This window comes from Allobosea sp. FG18 (assembly GCF_057809495.1).
In genome coordinates this window covers 133,205-151,866 of the sequence record NZ_JBMDKB010000008.1, presented here as the reverse complement: position 1 = coordinate 151,866, position 18,662 = coordinate 133,205, and the positions used below count along the sequence as shown (strand labels likewise).

19 protein-coding genes and 1 riboswitch are annotated in these 18,662 nt (G+C 69.2%); of the genes, 5 read left to right on the top strand and 14 right to left on the bottom strand.

The features are described 5' to 3' along the window. The first annotated feature begins 213 nt into the window (after nt 1-213). Nucleotides 214-1,824, top strand: a complete 1,611-nt coding sequence (locus ACODTJ_RS11390) for a caspase family protein (protein ID WP_454658540.1) — start codon at nt 214-216, stop codon at nt 1,822-1,824. Continuing rightward, entirely contained in the window at nt 1,793-2,149 is a 357-nt protein-coding gene (locus ACODTJ_RS11385; RefSeq protein WP_488848845.1) for a hypothetical protein, read from the top strand. Before ACODTJ_RS11390 ends, ACODTJ_RS11385 begins: the two co-directional genes overlap by 32 nt. On the opposite strand, the gene bluB is transcribed toward ACODTJ_RS11385, so the two are convergent. From bluB to cbiE, 5 genes are all read right to left on the bottom strand, one after another. Then, entirely contained in the window at nt 2,124-2,735 is a 612-nt protein-coding gene (gene bluB, locus ACODTJ_RS11380; protein WP_298922786.1) for a 5,6-dimethylbenzimidazole synthase, read from the bottom strand. The two genes, ACODTJ_RS11385 and bluB, sit on opposite strands and share 26 nt — an antisense overlap. Next, nucleotides 2,732-4,060: a cobyrinic acid a,c-diamide synthase CobB gene (locus ACODTJ_RS11375; RefSeq protein WP_454658539.1), complete on the bottom strand. Its 1,329-nt coding sequence runs from the start codon at nt 4,058-4,060 to the stop codon at nt 2,732-2,734. The genes bluB and ACODTJ_RS11375 overlap by 4 nt, the downstream gene beginning before the upstream one ends. Next, the gene (gene cobM / locus ACODTJ_RS11370; RefSeq protein WP_298922784.1) at nt 4,057-4,821 is read right to left on the bottom strand and encodes a precorrin-4 C(11)-methyltransferase; all 765 of its coding nucleotides are present in this window, start codon (nt 4,819-4,821) and stop codon (nt 4,057-4,059) included. The genes ACODTJ_RS11375 and cobM overlap by 4 nt, the downstream gene beginning before the upstream one ends. Next, nucleotides 4,818-5,207 (bottom strand): cobalamin biosynthesis protein, encoded by a 390-nt coding sequence (locus ACODTJ_RS11365; protein ID WP_454658537.1) that lies wholly within the window; start codon nt 5,205-5,207, stop codon nt 4,818-4,820. The genes cobM and ACODTJ_RS11365 overlap by 4 nt, the downstream gene beginning before the upstream one ends. A gap of 148 nt (nt 5,208-5,355) precedes the next feature. After that, nucleotides 5,356-6,606, bottom strand: coding sequence for a precorrin-6y C5,15-methyltransferase (decarboxylating) subunit CbiE (gene cbiE / locus ACODTJ_RS11360; RefSeq protein ID WP_454658536.1), 1,251 nt, complete (start codon nt 6,604-6,606; stop codon nt 5,356-5,358). On the opposite strand from cbiE, the gene ACODTJ_RS11355 reads away from it, so the two are divergent. Beyond that, nucleotides 6,605-7,369 carry a cobalt-precorrin-6A reductase gene (locus ACODTJ_RS11355; protein WP_454658535.1) on the top strand — a complete coding sequence of 255 codons (765 nt, stop codon included), beginning with the start codon at nt 6,605-6,607 and terminating at the stop codon, nt 7,367-7,369. The genes cbiE and ACODTJ_RS11355 overlap by 2 nt on opposite strands. On the opposite strand, the gene cobJ is transcribed toward ACODTJ_RS11355, so the two are convergent. The 9 genes from cobJ to ACODTJ_RS11310 all read right to left on the bottom strand — a co-directional run bounded on the left by cobJ (nt 7,312) and on the right by ACODTJ_RS11310 (nt 16,896). Beyond that, nucleotides 7,312-8,103 carry a precorrin-3B C(17)-methyltransferase gene (gene cobJ / locus ACODTJ_RS11350; protein WP_454658534.1) on the bottom strand — a complete coding sequence of 264 codons (792 nt, stop codon included), beginning with the start codon at nt 8,101-8,103 and terminating at the stop codon, nt 7,312-7,314. The genes ACODTJ_RS11355 and cobJ overlap by 58 nt on opposite strands. 178 nt (nt 8,104-8,281) lie before the next feature. After that, on the bottom strand, nt 8,282-9,022 hold the full coding sequence (locus ACODTJ_RS11345; RefSeq protein WP_454658533.1) for a precorrin-2 C(20)-methyltransferase: 741 nt from the start codon (nt 9,020-9,022) through the stop codon (nt 8,282-8,284). 3 nt (nt 9,023-9,025) lie between these two features. Then, the gene (locus tag ACODTJ_RS11340) at nt 9,026-9,658 is read right to left on the bottom strand and encodes a precorrin-8X methylmutase (RefSeq protein ID WP_454658532.1); all 633 of its coding nucleotides are present in this window, start codon (nt 9,656-9,658) and stop codon (nt 9,026-9,028) included. Beyond that, nucleotides 9,655-10,938, bottom strand: a complete 1,284-nt coding sequence (gene cobG / locus ACODTJ_RS11335; RefSeq protein WP_454658531.1) for a precorrin-3B synthase — start codon at nt 10,936-10,938, stop codon at nt 9,655-9,657. The genes ACODTJ_RS11340 and cobG overlap by 4 nt, the downstream gene beginning before the upstream one ends. After that, complete coding sequence (gene cobN, locus ACODTJ_RS11330) at nt 10,935-14,483, bottom strand: cobaltochelatase subunit CobN (RefSeq protein ID WP_454658530.1); 3,549 nt, start codon at nt 14,481-14,483, stop codon at nt 10,935-10,937. Before cobN ends, cobG begins: the two co-directional genes overlap by 4 nt. 9 nt (nt 14,484-14,492) lie before the next feature. Continuing rightward, entirely contained in the window at nt 14,493-15,563 is a 1,071-nt protein-coding gene (gene cobW / locus ACODTJ_RS11325; protein WP_454658529.1) for a cobalamin biosynthesis protein CobW, read from the bottom strand. Between the two features lie 4 nt (nt 15,564-15,567). Then, complete coding sequence (locus tag ACODTJ_RS11320) at nt 15,568-15,957, bottom strand: DUF1636 family protein (RefSeq protein WP_454658528.1); 390 nt, start codon at nt 15,955-15,957, stop codon at nt 15,568-15,570. 9 nt (nt 15,958-15,966) lie between these two features. Next, entirely contained in the window at nt 15,967-16,707 is a 741-nt protein-coding gene (locus ACODTJ_RS11315; protein ID WP_454658527.1) for a CbtA family protein, read from the bottom strand. Nucleotides 16,708-16,719: 12 nt separating this feature from the next. Continuing rightward, complete coding sequence (locus ACODTJ_RS11310) at nt 16,720-16,896, bottom strand: CbtB domain-containing protein (protein ID WP_454658526.1); 177 nt, start codon at nt 16,894-16,896, stop codon at nt 16,720-16,722. 37 nt (nt 16,897-16,933) lie between these two features. Then, nucleotides 16,934-17,119: riboswitch (cobalamin riboswitch) on the bottom strand. Nucleotides 17,120-17,269: 150 nt separating this feature from the next. On the opposite strand from ACODTJ_RS11310, the gene cobU reads away from it, so the two are divergent. Continuing rightward, a complete protein-coding gene (gene cobU / locus ACODTJ_RS11305; protein ID WP_454658525.1) occupies nt 17,270-17,818 on the top strand; it encodes a bifunctional adenosylcobinamide kinase/adenosylcobinamide-phosphate guanylyltransferase in 549 nt (182 codons plus the stop codon). Between the two features lie 13 nt (nt 17,819-17,831). Further along, nucleotides 17,832-18,440 carry a cob(I)yrinic acid a,c-diamide adenosyltransferase gene (gene cobO / locus ACODTJ_RS11300; RefSeq protein WP_454658524.1) on the top strand — a complete coding sequence of 203 codons (609 nt, stop codon included), beginning with the start codon at nt 17,832-17,834 and terminating at the stop codon, nt 18,438-18,440. Nucleotides 18,441-18,662: the final 222 nt, after the last annotated feature.

Genomic DNA, 18,662 nt, shown 5'->3' with positions numbered 1-18,662 from the left:
TGTTTGAACCGACGCCGGGGTTCGCGCGACGAAGGGATGTTCCGGTTTACCACCGGAGCGTGTTGCGGTAAAAAAGACGGCCACCTTTCGTCCATATTGCCGCCGTGTTTTTTGATTGTGCGCTGCGCCGACCGTTGCGGGCGGGCAGCCGATTGCCGAATTGGGGAGGTTGTCGTGAACTTCGCGTCTCTGGTTCCAGGGTTCCGTGCCCGAATGGCTGTCGCCTTTGCGCTGGTGCTCTCAGCGGTGGCGCTGGCCTCTCCCGGCTCTGCGGCCGTGCCCGAGCGGCGGGTCGCGCTCGTCATCGGCAACAGCGCCTATACGGCGGTGCCGCCGCTCGCCAATCCGCAGCGTGACGCCAAGGGCATTTCCGCTGCGCTGAAGCGTCTCGGCTTCGACGTCGTCGAGGGCTACGACCTCAAGATGGACGAGATGACGGGCATCGTGCGCGAGTTCGCGCAGAAGCTCGACGGCGCCAAGGCCGGCCTCGTCTATTATGCCGGCCACGGCATCGCCGTCGGCGACGAGAACTACCTGATCCCCGTCGACGCCTCGCTGCGTTCGGAAGCCGATCTCGATTTCCGCGCGGTCAACGTCCAGCTCGTGCTGCGCCAGATGCAGCGCGACGAGCGCGTCAACATCGTCATCCTCGACGCCTGCCGCGACAACCCCTTCGCCGCCCAGCTCGCCGCGAAGTCGCGTGCCGTCACCCGTGGTCTGACCGCGATCGAGACGCAATCGGCCTCAGGCATCCTGATCGCCTTCGCGACCGACCCGCGCGCCACGGCGCTCGATGGCGAGCGCGACGGCAACAGCCCCTTCACCAGTGCGCTGCTCAAGCATATCGAGACGCCGGAAGTGTCGATCACCACGGTGATGGACCGCGTGCGTGCCGATGTCTGGGAAACGACCAACAAGAAGCAGAAGCCCTGGACCAATTCCTCGATCATCGGCGAGTTCAAGATGAACCCGACGTTGAAGCTCGCCGCGGTTGATGCCGGCGTGGCCGCGACCAAGACCATCGACGCGGCCGTGCCGATGCCGGCGATGCCTGCCGCTCCTGCGCTCGATCGCGCCCAGATCGACATCAAGACCTGGGAAGTCGCCGAGCGCGGCAATTCAGCCGCCGATTACCGCGCCTATCTCGACGCCTTCCCGTCGGGCCAGTTCGCGACCTTCGCCCGCAACCGCCTCGCCAGCCTCGAAGCGTCGAAGCCTGCGAGCGGTTTCCTGGCGACCCCTCCGGGCGTCACCGAAGAGGCGCTGAAGAAGGAGATCGGCACCGCGCAGACCGAGACCGCGATGAAGCTCGACGCCAAGGGCCGGCGCGAAGTGCAGACCCGCCTGCGCGTCAGCGGCTTCCAGCCGGGCAAGGCTGCCGCCGCCTTCGGTCCGAGCCATCGCAAGGCGATCCAGGCTTGGCAGAAGTCGCGCAGCATCCCGGAGACAGGCTTCCTGACCGCGATGCAGGTGAGCGCGCTCCGCGTCCAGAGCGAGACCGCCTATCAGGCTGTCCTCGCCGAGGAGAAGGCCGCGGCCGAGAAGAAGCGCAGCACCAAGACCGCCGGGGAAGGCAAGGCTGCCACCCGCAACGTCTCCTCCTATGACGGCGACGAGATGTACCAGCGCGACCTCGCCCGCGAGCGTGGCCAAGCCTATCAGGGCACGACCACGACACCGCGTCGGGGCACGACCAGCACCGGCTATCAGGGCCGCGTCCGGACCCGTGAAGGCGATGCCGGTGACAGCGCCGGCGCGGCGATCTTCGGCGGGATCGTCGGCGGCGTGCTCGGTGGCGCGATCGGCGGCGGTTTCCGCCGCTGACGCACCGTTCCTGGTTCATACCATCGAAGGCCGGTCCCTTGGGCCGGCCTTCTTCGTTTCAGCCGTCGTGAAGCTGTGGTTCGGCGCAAAGTCGCGTCAGCGCCGCCGCAATCTGGTTCCGGCCAGCATCGGGCTGCTGATGCAAGGCAGCAATCTCGGCCAGGTCCTGGGATCGGCCGTGGTCGGGCTGGCGATTTCCGGCATCGGCTGGACGGCCGCGGCCTGGCTCGTGGCGATCCTCGCCCTTCTGGCGGTGCTGGTTTCCTTCGGCCTGCGCCGCGATCTCGCCGGCCTCGCGCTCAGCCGCGCTCCCAGCCAGCCCTGACCAGCTCGGGCACGTCGCATGCCTCCTCCGGCCAGCCGACGCAGAGATAGGCGACGAGCTTCCACGCCGGCGGTGTATCAAGGGCGGCGGTAATCGCGCCGGGATCGAGGATCGAGACCCAGCCGACGCCGAGCCCGTGGACGCGCGCCGACAGCCAGAACTGCGTGATGGCCGCGACGACCGAATAGTCCAGCATTTCCGGCATGGTGGCCCGGCCGAGGCCATGGCCGCGCTCGGTGCCATGATCGCAGAACACGGCGAACTGGACGGGCGCCTCTCGCAAGCCTTCCAGCTTGAGGCGGGCATAGAGCGCCGCCCGTTCGCCGTCATAGGACGCAAGCGCATTCGCATTGCAGCGGCCGAAGCTCTCCTGCACGGCCGCGCGCTGTGCTGGCTGCGCCACGGCGACCCAGCGCCAGGGCTGCGCATGTCCGACGGAAGGGGAGAGACTGGTCTGTGCCAGGAGCGCTTCGATCAACGCGTCCGGGACCGGATCACGCTTGAACCGCCGGACATCGCGCCGCCAGCGCAGCAGTTCCTCGAACTGCCGGGCGAAGCTTGCGTCGAAGACCGGCGCCTGGCTCACGCCGGGCCTGCCGTCGCGATCGCGTGGAAGAACGAGCCCGTCACAAGGCCGCGCCGGCTTCCGGCGGGAACGGGCGCCGAGCCGTGCGGGTCCGTCACCACGGCGAAGGGCGGGTCCTCGCCCTGCGCGACGATGCTTGCATAGTGGAATTCATGCCCGGTCAAGGTCGTGCCGGCTGCCCCGAGCGGGCCATGCGCCGCCAGAACCGCCCGGCGATAGCCGAGATTCATCTTCCGCTTCGCGAAGGAGGTCTCGACCGAGAGCAGGCCGGCCATCTCGTGCACGACGCCCCCGGCATCGGTCAGGTTGCGCCCGAGAACCATGTATCCGCCGCACTCGCCATGTACCGGCCGCGTTTCGGCGAAGCCGCGCAAGCCTTCAAGGAAGTGCCCCGCCGCCGCGATCGTGCCGGCATGCAGCTCCGGATAGCCGCCCGGCAGCCAGCAGGAATCGCAATCCTCGGGCGGTGCTTCGTCCCTCAAAGGCGAGAACGACACAAGCTCCGCACCATCCGCGCGCCATCCTGCCTCGACATGCGGATAGACGAAGGAGAAGGCGGCATCACGAGCGATGGCGATCCGGCGGCCGGGTGCGGGCAGGGCCGGGGCGTTGTCGTCGATCGCTGTCGGGAGCGTCGTCGCGCCGGCAGCTGCCATGACCGCATCGAGATCGACGGCCTTCGAGACGGCTTCCGCAAGGGCATTCAGCCGTGCATGCAGGTCGGCGGTCTCGCCGGCCTGGACCAGCCCGAGATGGCGTTCCGGCAGGATCAGGCTCGCTTCGCGCGGCAGAGCGCCGAGGACCGGCAAGCCGATGCGCTCCATGCCTTGCCGGACCAGCCGTTCATGACGGGTGCTCGCGACCTTGTTGAGGATCACGCCGGCGATGCGGATGCGCGGATCGTAGAGCTTGCAGCCGAGCGCGACCGCCGCGACCGATTGCGCCGCCCCGGATACGTCGATGACGAGCACGACCGGCCAGCCGGTCAACGCGGCGATATCGGCGCCGGCGCCGGTATGCCCGACCTCGCCCGGCACGGCGTCGAACAGCCCCATCGAGCCCTCGGCGATGACGATGTCGGCGGCATCGACCGCTTCTCTCGCAATCCGCCCGAGCAACCCGTCGGTCATGGCGTAACTGTCGAGATTGGCGCTGGGCGCACCCGTCGCAGCGGCATGGAAGGCCGGGTCGATATAATCCGGTCCGCATTTCAGCCCGCGCACGGTGAGACCACGTTGTGCCAGCGCGCGCTGCAATCCGAGCGTGATCGTGGTCTTGCCGGAGCCGGAGCGCGGCGCGGCGATGAGCAGCCCGCGCGCGTTCATTGTCCGCCTCGTGGCCGGAAACGGCGGTCGTAATCGACCGAATAGAGCGCGCTCTCGCCGAAATCGTCGGCGGCCAGTGCCGGCCCGACCAGGATCAGCGCGGTGCGTTCAAGCGCGCTGGCGCGAACTTTCCCGGCGATATCGGCGAGCTTGCCTTGCAGCACGGTCTCATCCGGCCATGTCGCGCGGAACACGACCGCAACCGGGCAATCGGCCCCGTAGAAAGGTGTCAGCTCCGCCACGACCTGCTCGACGACATGGATCGAGAGATGGATGGCGAGCGTCGCGCCGGAAGCGGCGAAGGTTGCGAGCTTCTCCTTCTCGGGCATGGCCGAGGCTCGGCCGGAGGTACGCGTCAGGACCAGCGATTGCGCGACGCCAGGCAAGGTCAGCTCGCGCTTCAGCACGGCGGCAGCCGCGGCAAAGGCCGGCACGCCCGGCGTCACCGTATAGGGAATGCCGAGTCTGTCGAGTCGGCGCATCTGTTCGCCACAGGCGCTCCAGATCGAGAGATCGCCGGAATGCAGCCGTGCCAAGTCCTGCCCGGCGCGATGCGCTGCCTCCATCTCGGCGGTGATCGCGTCGAGATCGAGCGGGGCGGTGTCGACGATGCGCGCGCCGGGCGGGCACCAGTCGAGCATCGCTTTGGGGATCAGCGAGCCCGCATAGAGGCAGATAGGCGAAGCCGCGATCAGGTCGCGTCCACGCAAGGTGATGAGATCGGGTGCGCCGGGGCCGGCGCCGATGAAATGGATGGTCATGCGGGGCTTCTGGCGAGCGCGCAGGTCACGCGCGCGGTTGCGATGCGCGGCTGCACCAGTTCGCCGCCGGGACCTGCGGCAGCCAGCGCCGCGGCTTCCGCCACCGAGCCGACGCCGTAGAGCGAGGCAATTCGGGTCGAGCGCGTCGCGCAGGCGGCCTCGAAGCCCTTCAGGGCCTCGTCGGGGATGGCGACGAGTTCGGCCGCGCGTTCGGTCGCGGCAGCGACCATTCCGGCCTCCGCCACGCGGCTCGCCAGCGTGGCGAAGCGCGGCGTCTGCGCACCCGCAAGCCCTGCGCTCGCCAGGGCCTGATCGAGGCAGGCGAGGATATCGGCAGCCTCCGTGCCGGGCCGGATGCCGATGCCGGCAATGAGGCGGCCGGTCATCGGGAAATCCCTGTGATAATACACGCCGTCACCCTGGGCGACCGAAGGAAGACCCGGGATCCATGCCTGAACCGTTCCGGAATGGATCCCGGATCGGCGCCGCAAACGCGGCTTGTCCGGGATGACCGCGTGGATTGAACGAGGCGCGTCAAGGCTTCTCGACCCGCCATTGCGTCACCGGCATCGCCGGGCGCCAGCCATGCTTGCCGCCGACAGGCGCGAGCCGGTCGATCGAGATGCGCCTGAGCGAGCCGCCATGCTTGGCATGGAGCGCGGCGAGCTTGGCCTCGCCTTCGATCGTCACAACATTGGCGACGAGCCGCCCGCCCGGCTTCAGCGCCGCCCAGGCGGCGTCGAACAGCCCTTCCTCGGTCAAACCACCGCCGATGAAGACTGCATCTGGCGCCTCGCGGCCGACGAAACCCGCAGGCGCCTCGCCGGTGACCTCGACGGAGAGGCCGCCGAGTTCGAGCTTGTTGCGCCTGATGCGTTCGGCCCGCTCCGGCTTCGCCTCGAAGGCGATAGCGCGGTTGCGCAGGTGGCGCTGGCACCATTCGACCGCGACGGAGCCCGAGCCTCCGCCAACATCCCAGAGCAATTCGCCGCCGCGCGGGGCGAGTGCCGAAATCGTGATCGCGCGGATTTCCGACTTGGTGATCTGCCCGTCATGGGCGAACCACTCCTCGTCGAGCCCCGGCGCCAGCGGCAGGATGCGGGAGTCGCGGGTGGCCGCGACCTCGACCGCGATCAGGTTGAGCGGCACGATATCGTCGAGCGCGAAGGCGTCGGCGCGGGTCTCGCGGATGCGTTCCTGTGGCCCGCCGAGCGATTCCATCACCACGATGCGGCTCGCGCCCATGCCGCGGGCGGTCATCAGTTCGGCGACGGCGCGCGGCGTCGTCTCGTCCCAGGACAGGGCCAGGATGCGGGCCTCCGGCTGCAGATGCGGCACGATCCGGTAGAGCGTGCGGCCATGCAGCGAGACCAGCGCGCATTCCTCCTGCGGCCAGCGCATCCGCGTGCAGGCCATCGAGAAGGAGGAGAGCTGCGGGATGATCCGCATCTCCTCGGCCGGGATCGCCCGGCTGATGCTGTTGCCGATGCCGTAATGGAACGGATCGCTGGTCGCGAGCACGCAGACCTTGCGGCCGCGCTCGGCCAAAATCTGCGGGAGCGCGTTGCGGAAAGGCTGCGGCCAGGGCCGAAGCTCTCCCGGCACGGAGCCGACGAGCGCGATATGCCGCTCGCCGCCGAAGACGATTTCGGCCTCGTTCAGCGCGGCCAGCGCCTCGCGGCTTAAGCCCGTGGCACCGTCCTCGCCGAGACCGATCAGCGCGAGCCAGGGAGCTGGCACCTCGACGCTCGACAGAACACCCGATTCACGCAAAACTGTCGTCATGACCGTCCTCATCCTTGGCGGAACGACTGAAGCTGCTGCGCTTGACCAGCACCTGGCTGATCAGGCTCCCGATATCCGCGCCATTATCTCGCTGGCGGGCCACACCGTCGATCCCCGCCCAACCAATTTGCCGGTTCGCATCGGGGGCTTCGGCGGTGTCGAGGGCTTGAGGCGCTATCTGGTCGAGGAAGGCATCGTCGCCGTCGTCGACGCGACCCATCCCTTCGCCGCGATCATGCCTTTCCATGCCGAGCATGCCTGCAAGGCCGAAGGCGTGCCGCTGCTCGCGATCCGCCGCGATTCCTGGAAGCCGCGTGCCGGCGATCGCTGGAAGTCCGTGCCCGATATCGAGGCCGCCGCACAGGCGCTGGGCGACGCGCCACGGCGCGTCTTCCTCACCGTCGGTCGTCTGGAGCTGCCCACTTTCGCCGACGCTCCGCAGCATCGCTATCTCGTCCGCGTCATCGAACCGATCGGGGACCGTCTGCCGGTGCCGCATGTCGATGTCATCCAGCAGCGCGGCCCCTTCGACGTCGACGATGAGGAGGATCTGATGCGCCGTGAGGGCGTCGAGATCCTGGTCAGCAAGAATTCCGGCGGGCCGGCGACGGTCGGCAAGCTCGTGGCGGCGCGCCGGCTGTCCCTGCCGGTGGTGATGGTGGAGCGCCCGCCCAAGCCCGATGTCGAGACCGTCGATCATATCGATCAGGTCCTGCCCTGGCTGGTGGCGCAGGGCATCTTCGCGACCGAGCGCGGCGTGTAGACGTAAGGCGCGGCGCCCTCGCGCGCGATCAGGCGCGTGCCCGACGCCCCGATCATCACCAGCGTCGCCATGTCGGCGGTGCCGGCAGCCGCGACGGCCTCCGCCAGCGTCAGGATGCGCAGGTATTCGTCCGGTCGCCCGACGGCGCGGGCGAAGAGCACCGGCGTCGTCGCGTCGCGCTGTTTGGCCGCCAGCTCCAGCGCCTTGCCGAGCTGCCAGGGCCGGGCCTTCGAGATCGGGTTGTAGAGGCAGATCACCAGATCCGCAGTGAGCACCGCTTCGAGCCGTGCCGTCACGACGTCCCAGGGCTTCAGATTGTCCGAGAGCGAGATCGCGCAGAAATCGCCGCCGAGTGGGGCCCCGGCCCGCGCCGCCGCCGCGAGCATCGCGGTGATGCCGGGCTCGACACTGATCGGAAGCCCGCGCCATTCCGGGGGGCCGGCCTCCAGCGCCTCGAACACCGCCGCCGCCATGGCGAAGACGCCGGGGTCGCCGCCCGAGACCACCGCGACCGTCCGGCCGTCCGCCGCCAGTTGCAGCGCATGCGAGGCGCGCTCGACCTCGACGCGGTTGTCGGAGGCATGCTTGGTCAATCCCGCCCTTTCGGGCACCCGGTCGACATAGGGGCCGTAGCCGACGATATCGCTCGCGGCATCGAGTGCCGCCTGCGCGGCCGGCGTGATCCACTCCGCTGTGCCCGGGCCGAGCCCGACGATGGTGAGGGAGCCGGTCATGCCTGGTCTCTCCTTCTCCGCCCCATATTCCTTCGCGCCGTCATCCCGGGCGACCGCAGGGAGACCCGGGATCCATGCCGGAACGCCGACCTCGGGAAGCTCAGGCATGGATCCCGGATCTCCGCTTCGCTGCGTCCGGGATGACAGCGGGGAGGTGGAAAAAGAGACGGGAGTGCCTTCACAGGCGCCGCCCTTCGCCGGGCACCAGCACCATCGCGAAATAAGGCGCCTCGTCATCGCTCTTGTCGGCAAGGCGCGCCACCACCTGTCGTGCCATCGTCGCGCGCTCGACATAGATCGCGCGCCCTTCCAGCCCGGCAGCGACAAGCGCGCGGCGCACCTTCGGCAGGTTGCGGCCGAGCTTCATGATGACGGCGGCATCGGTATCGGCGAGGCGCCGCGCCAGCTCGGCTTCCGGCAGCGTGCCTGGCAGCACGGTCATGACGTCGTCGCCCCAGGTGATCGGCGCGCCGGCCTCGCCCCAGGCGCCGGTCATGCCGGTGACGCCGGGCACCACCTCGGTCGGAAAGCGGTGGCTGAGCCGCCGCCACAGATGCATGAAGGAGCCGTAGAAGAACGGATCGCCGTCGCAGAGCACGGCAAGCGTCCGCCCGGCCTGCATCTCGGCGGCAAGTCGCTCGGCCGCCTCCTCGTAGAAAGCCGCGATCGGGCGGTCGTAGTCGGGCTCGCCGACGCTGGCCTCGATCGTCACCGGGAAGGCAAGCTCGATCTCGCGGGCGGGATCGGGCGCGATGATCGCGTCCGCCGTGCTGCGGGCATTGCCGCGTCGGCCGCGCTTGCAGAAATGCACCAGCCGGTCGGCCGTGGTGATGATCTCCCGCGCCCTGACTGTCATCAGGTCCGGCGCGCCGGGCCCGAGCCCGACGCCGTAGAGCAGGGTCCTGTTCGTCCCACTCATGGCTTATTCCTTGTCCTGCGCCAGCGCGTTGACGGCCGCCGCCGCCATGGCCGAGCCGCCGCGCCGTCCATGCACGACGACGAAGGGCACGCGCCCGTCCTTCGCGAGCGCGTCCTTTGATTCCGCCGCGCCGACGAAGCCGACGGGGATGCCGATCACGGCCGCCGGCTGCGGCGCGCCGGCATCGAGCATTTCGAGCAGGCGGAAGAGCGAGGTCGGCGCATTGCCGATCACGACGACCGAGCCGGCGAGCCGGGGCTTCCAGAGCTCCATCGCGGCGGCGGAGCGGGTCGTACCCATCTGAGCGGCGAGCGCCGGAACCTGCGGATCGTCCAGCGTGCAGAGAACCTCGTTGTTCGCCGGCAGGCGGGCGCGGGTCACGCCATTGGCGACCATCTTGGCATCGCAGAGGATCGGCGCGCCGCTCCTGAGCGCGGCCTGCGCAACCTCCGCGAAACCGGCGGACATCTCGACATCCCTGGGCAGGTCGGTCATGCCGCAGGCATGGATCATGCGGACGACGATGCGCTCGGCCGCGCCGCTGAACCGGGTCAAGTCAGCCTCGGCGCGGATGATGGCGAAGGAGCGCTCATAGATCGCCGCGCCGTCCTGGATGTAGTCGTATGCCTTGCTCAACCCTGCGATCCCGTCGTGCGCAGGGCCTTGGCCAGCCGCGCGTGAATGTCTTGTCCGGGCTGCAATCGCGTGAGCAGCGCCGAAAGGTCAAGCGTCGCGACCGGCTTGTCCCGCGTCGTCCCGCCCGGCACGACGTCGTAGCGCCCGTCTCGCCCCACCAGCGTGAGATCGGCCGCTGCCGGATGAGCACAGGCCTTGACGCAGCCGGAGACATGCAGCGTCACACCCTGCGCGAGCAGATCGGCGGCAGCGTCGGCGAGCCTGGCTGCATCCGCCATGGTCGGCGCCTCGGCGCGCGAACAGGCGGGGCTGCCGGCGCAAGCCTGCACCGAGAGGCGGGGGTCGTCGTCCTGCGTGATGAGGCCGAGATCGCCGGCCAGCCGCAGCAGCGCCTCTGCTCCGGTGCGGTCGAGATCGCGGAAGGTCAGCCCGCGCCAGGGCGAAAGCCGGATGTCGGCCTTTGCCTGGGCCGCACCGAGCCTGTCGAGTGTCTCCGCATCGCAGCGGCCGAAGGGCAGGCCGACGAGCGCGGCGAAACGATCGCCCTCCAGAGCAAACAGCCCGGCGCGTCGGGGCGGCATCCGTGGCGCCGGAGCGGCGGCTTCGGGCAGGGCGCTCAGGCTCGCCAAGGCTTCGGGCGACAGGTCACGCAGGCGGCGGATCTGATCCGGCGCGGCGGCTCGCAGCGCTGCAAAGTCACGCAGGATCGCGGCCACGGTCGGCACGGCTTCGGTGACCGGGATAGGGCCGAGCCAGAGACGATCGGCGAGGCACAAGGCTGCGCTCTTGGCGTCCATCCCAACCAGCCGGATATCGCCGGAGAAATCATCGAGGGCCTGCGCACCGCCATCGTCCACGACGACGCCGAGCTTGGCCGGCAGGCCGGGTACGGTACGGGCGCGTTGCTCGATCTGTGCGGCCAGTGCGGCGGCGTCGATCAGGCCGGTCGGGTCCCGTCCGGCCAGCGGCGAGACCAGTGTCACACGTTGCGGCCCGTCGCCCTCGTGCTCGTCGACGAGATGTTCCCCCAGCAGGCGCTCGATCAGCGTCGGATGACTTTCGATCGTCACGCCGCGGATCTGCAGATTGGCGCGGGCAGAAATCTCGATCAGCCCGTTGCCATGCTCTACTGCCAGCGCCGCGATCCGCCGCAATTGCGCTGGTGCCAGCTTCGCGCCCGGTGGATGCAGTCGCACCAGCCAGCCGTCGCCGGTCTCCATCGGCTTGAGCGTGCTCGGGCACCAGCCGCGCCGCAACGTTTCCTGTGACCGCGCGCTCATTCCGCCGCGTCCCGTGCTAGGAAGGCGCCGACCGAGTTGCGGCGGCTGGTCCAGAGCCCGCGTCGTGCGGCTTCCGCCAATCGCGAACGGATCGAGGCGGCAGCGGGCGCATTGGCGGCTTCGAGCGCGGTCCAGACCTGCGGATCGGCGCAATAGGCCTGGAAGACGGAATCGAACAGCCCGTCGGCGACGGCATCGGTGCTGGCGGCGAAGACGAAGAGGGTATCCACCGCCTCGGCCAGCTCCGCCGCACCGCGCCAGCCATGGGCGAGTTGCGACGCGATCCAGCGCGGATGCGTCAACCGGCCATGGACGATCCGGGCGATGTCCTGTGCCAGCGTACGCGCCTTCGGCGCTTCCGGGTTCGAGCTGTCGAGGCTGTAGAGCGCGGGGTCGGCACCGAGCGCTTTCGCCGCCGCCGCAAGCCCACCGATCACGTCGGCGGCGCTGCTCGCTTCGAGGATGTCGCGCCCCGCCGTGTCGCTGACATGGATGAAGGCGTCGGAGGCGCGGATGCGCTCGGTGAAGCCGGCATCGGCGGCGCCCACGCCCTCCGCCCCGCCATAGGCATGGTCTGACGCCGCGAGATAGGCCGCACCCAATTCCTCGCGGTGGGTCCAGTCGCCATCAAGGGCGCGGTCCGCCATCGCCGCGCCATAGCGGCCGGGCGCGGCGCCGAAGATGCGCGCGCCAGACTCGCCCCGGCGATAAGCGGCGGCGGGCTCGTTCCACTCGTCCGCCTCGTCCAGCGTGGCCACGGCCCGCGCGGCCTGGTCGAGCAGCGCGATCTGCCCCGGAAACGTATCGCGGAAGGTGCCGGAGATGCGCACGGTCACGTCGAGGCGCGGATAGGCGAGCTTCGGCTGCGGGACGATGCTGAAGCCCGTGACGCGGGTCGAGGCATTGTCCCAGAGCGGCTCGACGCCCATCAGCGCGAGAGCATGCGCGATATCCTCGCCACCCGAGCGCAGGGTTGGCGAGGCCCAGAGGTCCATGACGATCCGGCGCGGATAGTCGCCATGATCCTGGAGATGGCGCGAGACGACGGCCTGGGCTGCCAACCTGCCGAGCCTTGCGGCCGCGCGCGTCGGGATCGCGCGAGGGTCGAGCGTCGAGAGATTGCGTCCGGTCGGCAGCACATCGGGGCGGCCGCGATGCGGCGAGCCGGCCGGGCCGGGCGGGACGAAGCGGCCGTCGAGAGCGGCGAGCAGGTTTTCGCGCTCGTTGCGGGCGGAGGCAGGGTCGATCTCCGAGCGCCCGAAGATATGCAGGCCGTCGCGGAAGGGCAGTTCGGCGATGTCGCAGAGATGGGCGTCGAGAAGCGTCAGCGCCTCGTTCATCTCGGTATCATCGGTGACGCCGCAGGAGGCGGCGAGCCCGCCCGCCTCGGCCCGCGCCCGGATTTCGCCGGCGACGATATCGGCGCGGCGCGGATCGAGCACCTGCGCCTGCGAGAACTCCTCGACGAGATCGCGCAGGAGCGCGGTCTCGCCGGCGGCCTCCGCCTCGGCCAGCGGTGGTGGCAGATGGCCGAGCGTGACGGCCGAGAGCCGCCTTTTTGCCGGCGCCGCCTCGCCGGGATCGTCGACGACATAGGGGTAGATCACCGGCAGCCCGCCGACAGCGAGGCGCGGCCAGCAGCCGCCTGAAAGCGCGACCGCCTTACCCGGCAGCCATTCGGTGGTGCCGTGCGTGCCGAGATGGATCAGCGCGTCGGCGGTCTCGGATTGGCGCAGTGCGAGATAGAAGGCGAGATAAGCGTGGCCCGGCGGCGCGTCGGGGTCGTGATAAACAGCCTTGCGGTCTGGCGTCGCATCGCGCGGCGGCTGCAGGGCGACGGTGAGGTTGCCGAAGCGGACGGTGCGGAAATGGAAGGCGCCGCCGTGGCAGGCGGGGTCGGCTTCGGGCTTGCCGTGGGCGGCATGAAGGCGCTCACAGGCTGCGGCAGGAATGGCGGCAAGCCAGTTGCGATAGGTTGCGAGGGGAATGCTCAGATCGGCCGAGCCGCCGGTGAGAGCGGCCATGAGCCGCGCGCTCTCATCCACATCTGCGCCGTCATCCCGGACAAGCCGCGTCAGCGGCGCCGATCCGGGATCCATGCCTGAACTTTGATTGGAAGCGCTCTGGCATGGATCCCGGGTCAAGCCCGGGATGACGGCGGAGGTGGTAGAGCCGACCTCATACCCCGCTCCTGCCAGCAATTCCCGGATCGCCGTCACGCTCGTCGGCGTGTCGAGCCCGACGGCGAAGCCGGCCCGTCCGCCGCGCGCGGGATAATCCGACATCACCAGCGCCAGTTTTCGCTCGGCGGCAGGCTTCCCTGCCAGCGCAATCCAGCCCTTCGCCAGATCGGCCAGTGCGGCGACCCCCTCAGGAGCGGGCATCAGCCGGCGGATGGAAAGCCCGGTTGCCGGATCGGTCGCTTCCGCCTTGAAGGCGACGGGGATCGCCCCGATGCGCCCGTCGAATTCCGGCAGTGCCACCTGCATGGCGAGATCGGCGGCCGATAGCCCGCGCGGCGATGCCTCCCAGGCCTCGCGGGGGCTGCTGACAGGAATCGCCTGCAGGATCGGGCAATCCGCGCCGTCGAGCACGAAATCCGCACCTTCGCGGGCGGAGAAGGCGGTGGTGGTGATGATCAGCGCCGGCTTGCGCGTCGCGATCAGCGCTGCAAGTTCGGCGGTGACGGCGGGGTCCTTCAGGCTGGTCAGCGCCAACGGCAGGGGCGCGAGGCCGCGCGCCGCCAGCGTCGTGGCAATCGCCTCGCCCATGGCGGTGTCCCCGGCTGCAACGCCGGAGCGATAGAGCAGGACCGGGACGAGCGCGCGATCGGGGGGCAGGGCGGCGAGTGCCTCGCGCCATGGCAGGGGGGTGCCGTCTCTGCCGAGCGCGAAGAACGATGGCAGCGGGACGGGAGCTAGGTCGGAGGCGTCGTGCCGGCCCTCATCCGCCTGCCGGCACCTTCTCCCCCGAGGGGAGAAGGACGATGTGATATCCGTCGCTTCCTTCTCCCCTGGGGGGAGAAGGTGGCCCGGCGAAGCCGGGTCGGATGAGGGTTGAACCTCCGTCACATAATCGGAAACCCGCCGCAGCAGCCGCCGCATGTTCTCGGCGCCGCCACCGGCCTGAAAATAGGCCAGCAGCTCGCCTGCGAATTCCGCCGGCACCGTCGCATGTTCGCCGAGCCTCGGATCGTCGCGCTCGTCACCGGGCAGGATCGCGAGCGGGATGCCGCGCTCGCGGCAGGCGATGCCGAGCTGCTCGATGCCGTAGCGCCAGTAGTCGAGCCCGCCGAGGCAACGCAGCAGTATAAAGCGGGATTGCGCCGCCGTTTTCTCGATCAGGAAATCGGCCGAGAGCGGGTGCCTCAACCGCCGGAGCGGCGCGAGCCGCACCGACAGCTTGCTGTCACCTGCCGCCACCGCCAGCGCCGAAAGGTCGCTGTCGGTGAAGGACAGCACGAGCACGTCTCCCGGCGGCAGGGCGAGATCGACGGCGTCCTCGCCGTCGTCGAGCCTGATCTCGCTGGTCGGGAGAAGATGCATCGGTCGATGCTACGCCCCCGCGAGAGCCGCTTCCACGGCCTTGAGATCGAAGCCCTTGAGGCCGATCACGGTGAGGCGCCCGTCGCGCGGTTCGCTCGCGCTCCAGGCCCGGTCGAAATGATGACTGAGGCGCCGGCCGACGCCCTGTACGACCAGACGCATCGGCTTGCCCGGAACGGCGGTGAAGCCCTTGAGGCGCAGCACGCCCTCGGCCTCGGCCGCCTTGGCGACGCGCGCCGTGAGCTCCTCCGGCGAGAGGCCGGCCGGCAGCGGCACGGCGACCGAGTCGAAATCGTCATGGTCGTGATCGTGCTCGCCTTCGCCATGATGCGAGGGGCGGGCGGCGAGGTCGCTTTCGGCGGCAGCGCCGAGGCCGACGATCAGCGCCGGCTCGACCTTGCCATGGGCGGTCTCGACGATCTTGATCGCTTTCGGCAGATGCTCGGCGATCTCGGCTTTCACCCGCGCGCGGCCGGCCTCGTCGACGAGGTCGCTCTTGTTGAGCAGGATCAGGTCGGCGCAGAGGATCTGGTCCTCGAACACCTCCTCCAGCGGGTTGTCGTGATCGACGGAGGCGTCCGCTGCCGTCTGCGCCGCGAGCGCCTCCGGATCATCGGCGAACTGACCCTCGGCCACGGCCGGCCCGTCGACCACGGCGATGACGCCGTCGACGGTCACGCGCGAGCGGATCGCCGGCCAGTTGAACGCCTGCACCAGCGGCTTCGGCAAAGCGAGGCCGGAGGTCTCGATCAGGATGTGCTCCGGCGGGTTCGGCCGGTTCAAAAGCTTTTCCAGTGCGGGCACGAAATCATCGGCGACGGTGCAGCAGATGCAGCCGTTCGGCAGCTCGACCACGTCCTCGTCGCTGCAGCCGGCAATGCCGCAGCCCTTCAGGAATTCGCCGTCGAAGCCGAGATCGCCGAACTCGTTGACGAGTACTGCGAGCTTCTTGCCTTGCGCATTCTCGAGGAGATGGCGCACCAGCGTCGTTTTCCCGGCGCCGAGGAAGCCGGTGATGATCGTGCAGGGGGTCTTGCTGAGTGACGTCTTGCCCAGGTTGGTGGTCTGCGGAGCGTTCATGATGTCATCCTTGCTGGCGCGCCGGCAAAGGCGGCACGCGCGCGACCACGCCCTTGCGGAAGGACTGCGGCCGCTCTTTCCAGGGAACGATGCCGTTGGCGCTGGCGGCATAGGCCTCCGCGGCGCCGACGATCTCGTCGAGATGGGTGTCGGTGTCGAGATCGCCGATCAGATAGGTCCATTTCCCGTCGGCGCTGAGCGCGATGGTGCAGGGCCGCTTGCAGACGGCGAGGCATTCGACGGGCAGCACGGGGATCGTGCTGCCCTTGGCTTTAAGCTGTGCGGTGAGCCGCTCGGCCAGCGCCAGTCCCGGCTGGTCGTAACCTTCCGGGAGATCGGCGCGGGCGCGGCGGCAGGCCGTGCAGACATGGATGGTGAGGTCACCCTCGGACATGGCTTGTCCTCAGGCTTCCGCGGCCCGGCGGCTCGCCCGGGGCCAAAGCACGCCGACCATGAAGGCGGTGGCGAGCCAGAGCGCGGCCTGGATGCCGAGCGAGAGCGACGCGAAATGCGCGGCGACCTCGGCCGGCACCTTGCTCTCCGGCGCGGCCGGATGCGGGGCGCCGACGACATGCGGCAGCAGGATCAGGACGATCGCCACAAGCTTGAGCCAGGGCTGCTCGAAGCGCAGGAACACAAAGAGCCCGGCCGCGGTGGCGATGGCGGTCCACAGCCACCAGACCTGGCGCTGCTCCAGCGCGGCCGAGGCTGCACCCGGCAGCTCGGGAGCCAGCCCCATCGCCGGGGCGAGCCCGAGCGCGAGGAAGCCGCAGGCGCCCCAGACGAGCGCGCTGCGCTGGTCGATCGTATCGCCGGCCGCGATCATGCCGGCGAGGAGCAAGCCCGCGAAGCCGATCGCGGTCGCGATCGTCACGGCGCTGGTGAAAAGCGTGCGCTGGAAGCCGTCCTGCGGCTTCCATTCGGCATGGTCGTGGCCGGGCGCGTCGCCGGCCGGTCCATGCGCGTGGATGATCTTCGCCTCGCCGTCGAAGGTTGCCAGCGTCGGCGCTTTCAGGGCGAGTGCCGCCTCATAGGTCTCGGCCTTGAGGATCAGCGGGGTGGTGGTGACATGCTGCAGGGCGGCGACGATCAAGCCAGCCAGAAGCCCGGCCAGGATGCTGACCGTGAGAACACGCGTGACCATGGATGCTTTCCCTCAGTGGCAGGGAAAGGCGAGGCCGTGACGGCTGTCATGCGCGGCGTTGTGGACATTGGTCGAGGCCGCGAAGCCGGTCGTGTAGATCAGCGCGACGCCGATCACGAGCGCGGCGGCAACCGCCTTGACGCGTTCCGAAACGCTGAGTGTAGGGGTGGAAACCGAAGCGGTGTTCATAAGCGTTCTCCGTGGCCGCCCCGCCGGCAGCCGGTTGGATCTCTGCGGGTTGACGGCAGGTCTCCTGGCTCGCGGACTTCGCGCCCCTTGCCGCCTTCCCGGAGCGAGCGCTCCAGTGGCCGATGGCGAAGGACATCCGCTTACAGTTGCGGGGGCAGCCGCGGTCTCGCACCGCGTTCCCTTTTCACCTCCTCGCGGAGGCACCGTCACGGATCATCATTAGCCATCGCCGTGTTGCTGTGCAATGCAAGAACGGTCCGACACATACATGCGGTCATCCCGGCCGGAGCGCAGCGAAGAGCCGGGATCCATGCCTGAACCTCTACCGGAAGCGTTCCGGCATGGATCCCGGGTCTCCCTATGGTCGCCCGGGATGACGGCCAGCGAAACCAAGCCGCCGATGCAGTCTCTTCCGATCCCCCATCTCACGCTCGTCCTCGGCGGCGCCCGCTCCGGCAAGAGCCGCCATGCCGAGGCGCTGGTCGAGGCGCTGCCGACGCCCTGGACCTATATCGCCACCGCGCAGGCCTATGACGACGAGATGCGCGAGCGCATCGCCGAGCATCGCGCCCGCCGGCCCGACGGATGGCAGACGGTCGATGCGCCGCTCGATCTGGCCGGCGCGATCGCCGCCCAGCCGACGGGCCGTCCGATCCTGGTCGATTGCCTGACGCTGTGGCTGACCAACCTGATCCTCGCCGAGCGCGACACCGCCGCCGCACGCGAGGCCCTGATCGCCGCCTGCGAACGCGTTTCCGCCCCGCTCGTGCTGGTCGGCAACGAGGTCGGTCTCGGCATCGTCCCGGAGAATGCGCTGGCCCGCCGCTTCCGCGACGAAGCCGGACGCCTCCATCAGGCGCTTGCGGCGCGTGCGGCCAGCGTGGTCTTCATGGTCGCCGGATTGCCGATGCGAGTGAAATGATGCGGGTTAAACTATGACGGAGACCGAGGACGCCGCCCGCCACAAGGCCAAGATGGAGAAGCGCAAGGCGGTGCAGGACGCCGAAGTTGCCTCCAAGACGCTCGAGAAGGGCTTGCTGATCGTCAACACCGGCCCCGGCAAGGGCAAGTCGACGGCAGCTTTCGGGCTGATCCTGCGCGCGCTCGGCCATGGTTGGCGCATCGGCGTGGTGCAGTTCATCAAGGGCGCCTGGTCGACCGGCGAGCGTCGGGCGTTGGAGGCCTTCGGCGATCAGGTGAGCTGGCACAGCATGGGCGAGGGCTTCACCTGGGAGACGCAGGACAAGGCTCGTGACATCGCGGCGGCCGAACGCGCCTTCGCAAAGGCCAGGGAATTGATGGCCGATCCGGAGATCAGGCTTCTGGTGCTCGACGAGCTCAACATCGCCCTGCGCTACGATTATCTGCCGCTCGCCGAGGTTGTCGCGACGCTGTCTGCCCGCAGGCCTGACCTGCACATCGTCGTCACCGGCCGCAACGCCAAGCCGGAGCTGATCGAGGCGGCCGATCTCGTCACTGAGATGACGCTGGTGAAGCATCATTTCGCTGCGGGTGTGAAGGCGCAGCAAGGCATCGAGTTCTGAGAGCCCGCTCTGTGCCTCGGCAGCATTGAGTCAGCCCGGACGCAGCGAAGCGGAGATCCGGGATCCATTCCGGAACCTGCCCGAAAGAGGTTCCGGCATGGATCCCGGGTCAAGCCCGGGATGACCAAGTATCTCCGGCGCGGGCCAACACCCCTCCCGTTGCGATAAGCCATCCTCGATGTGGAGCGATCGCCTCGACCGGCTCATCCACTTGACGGTGAT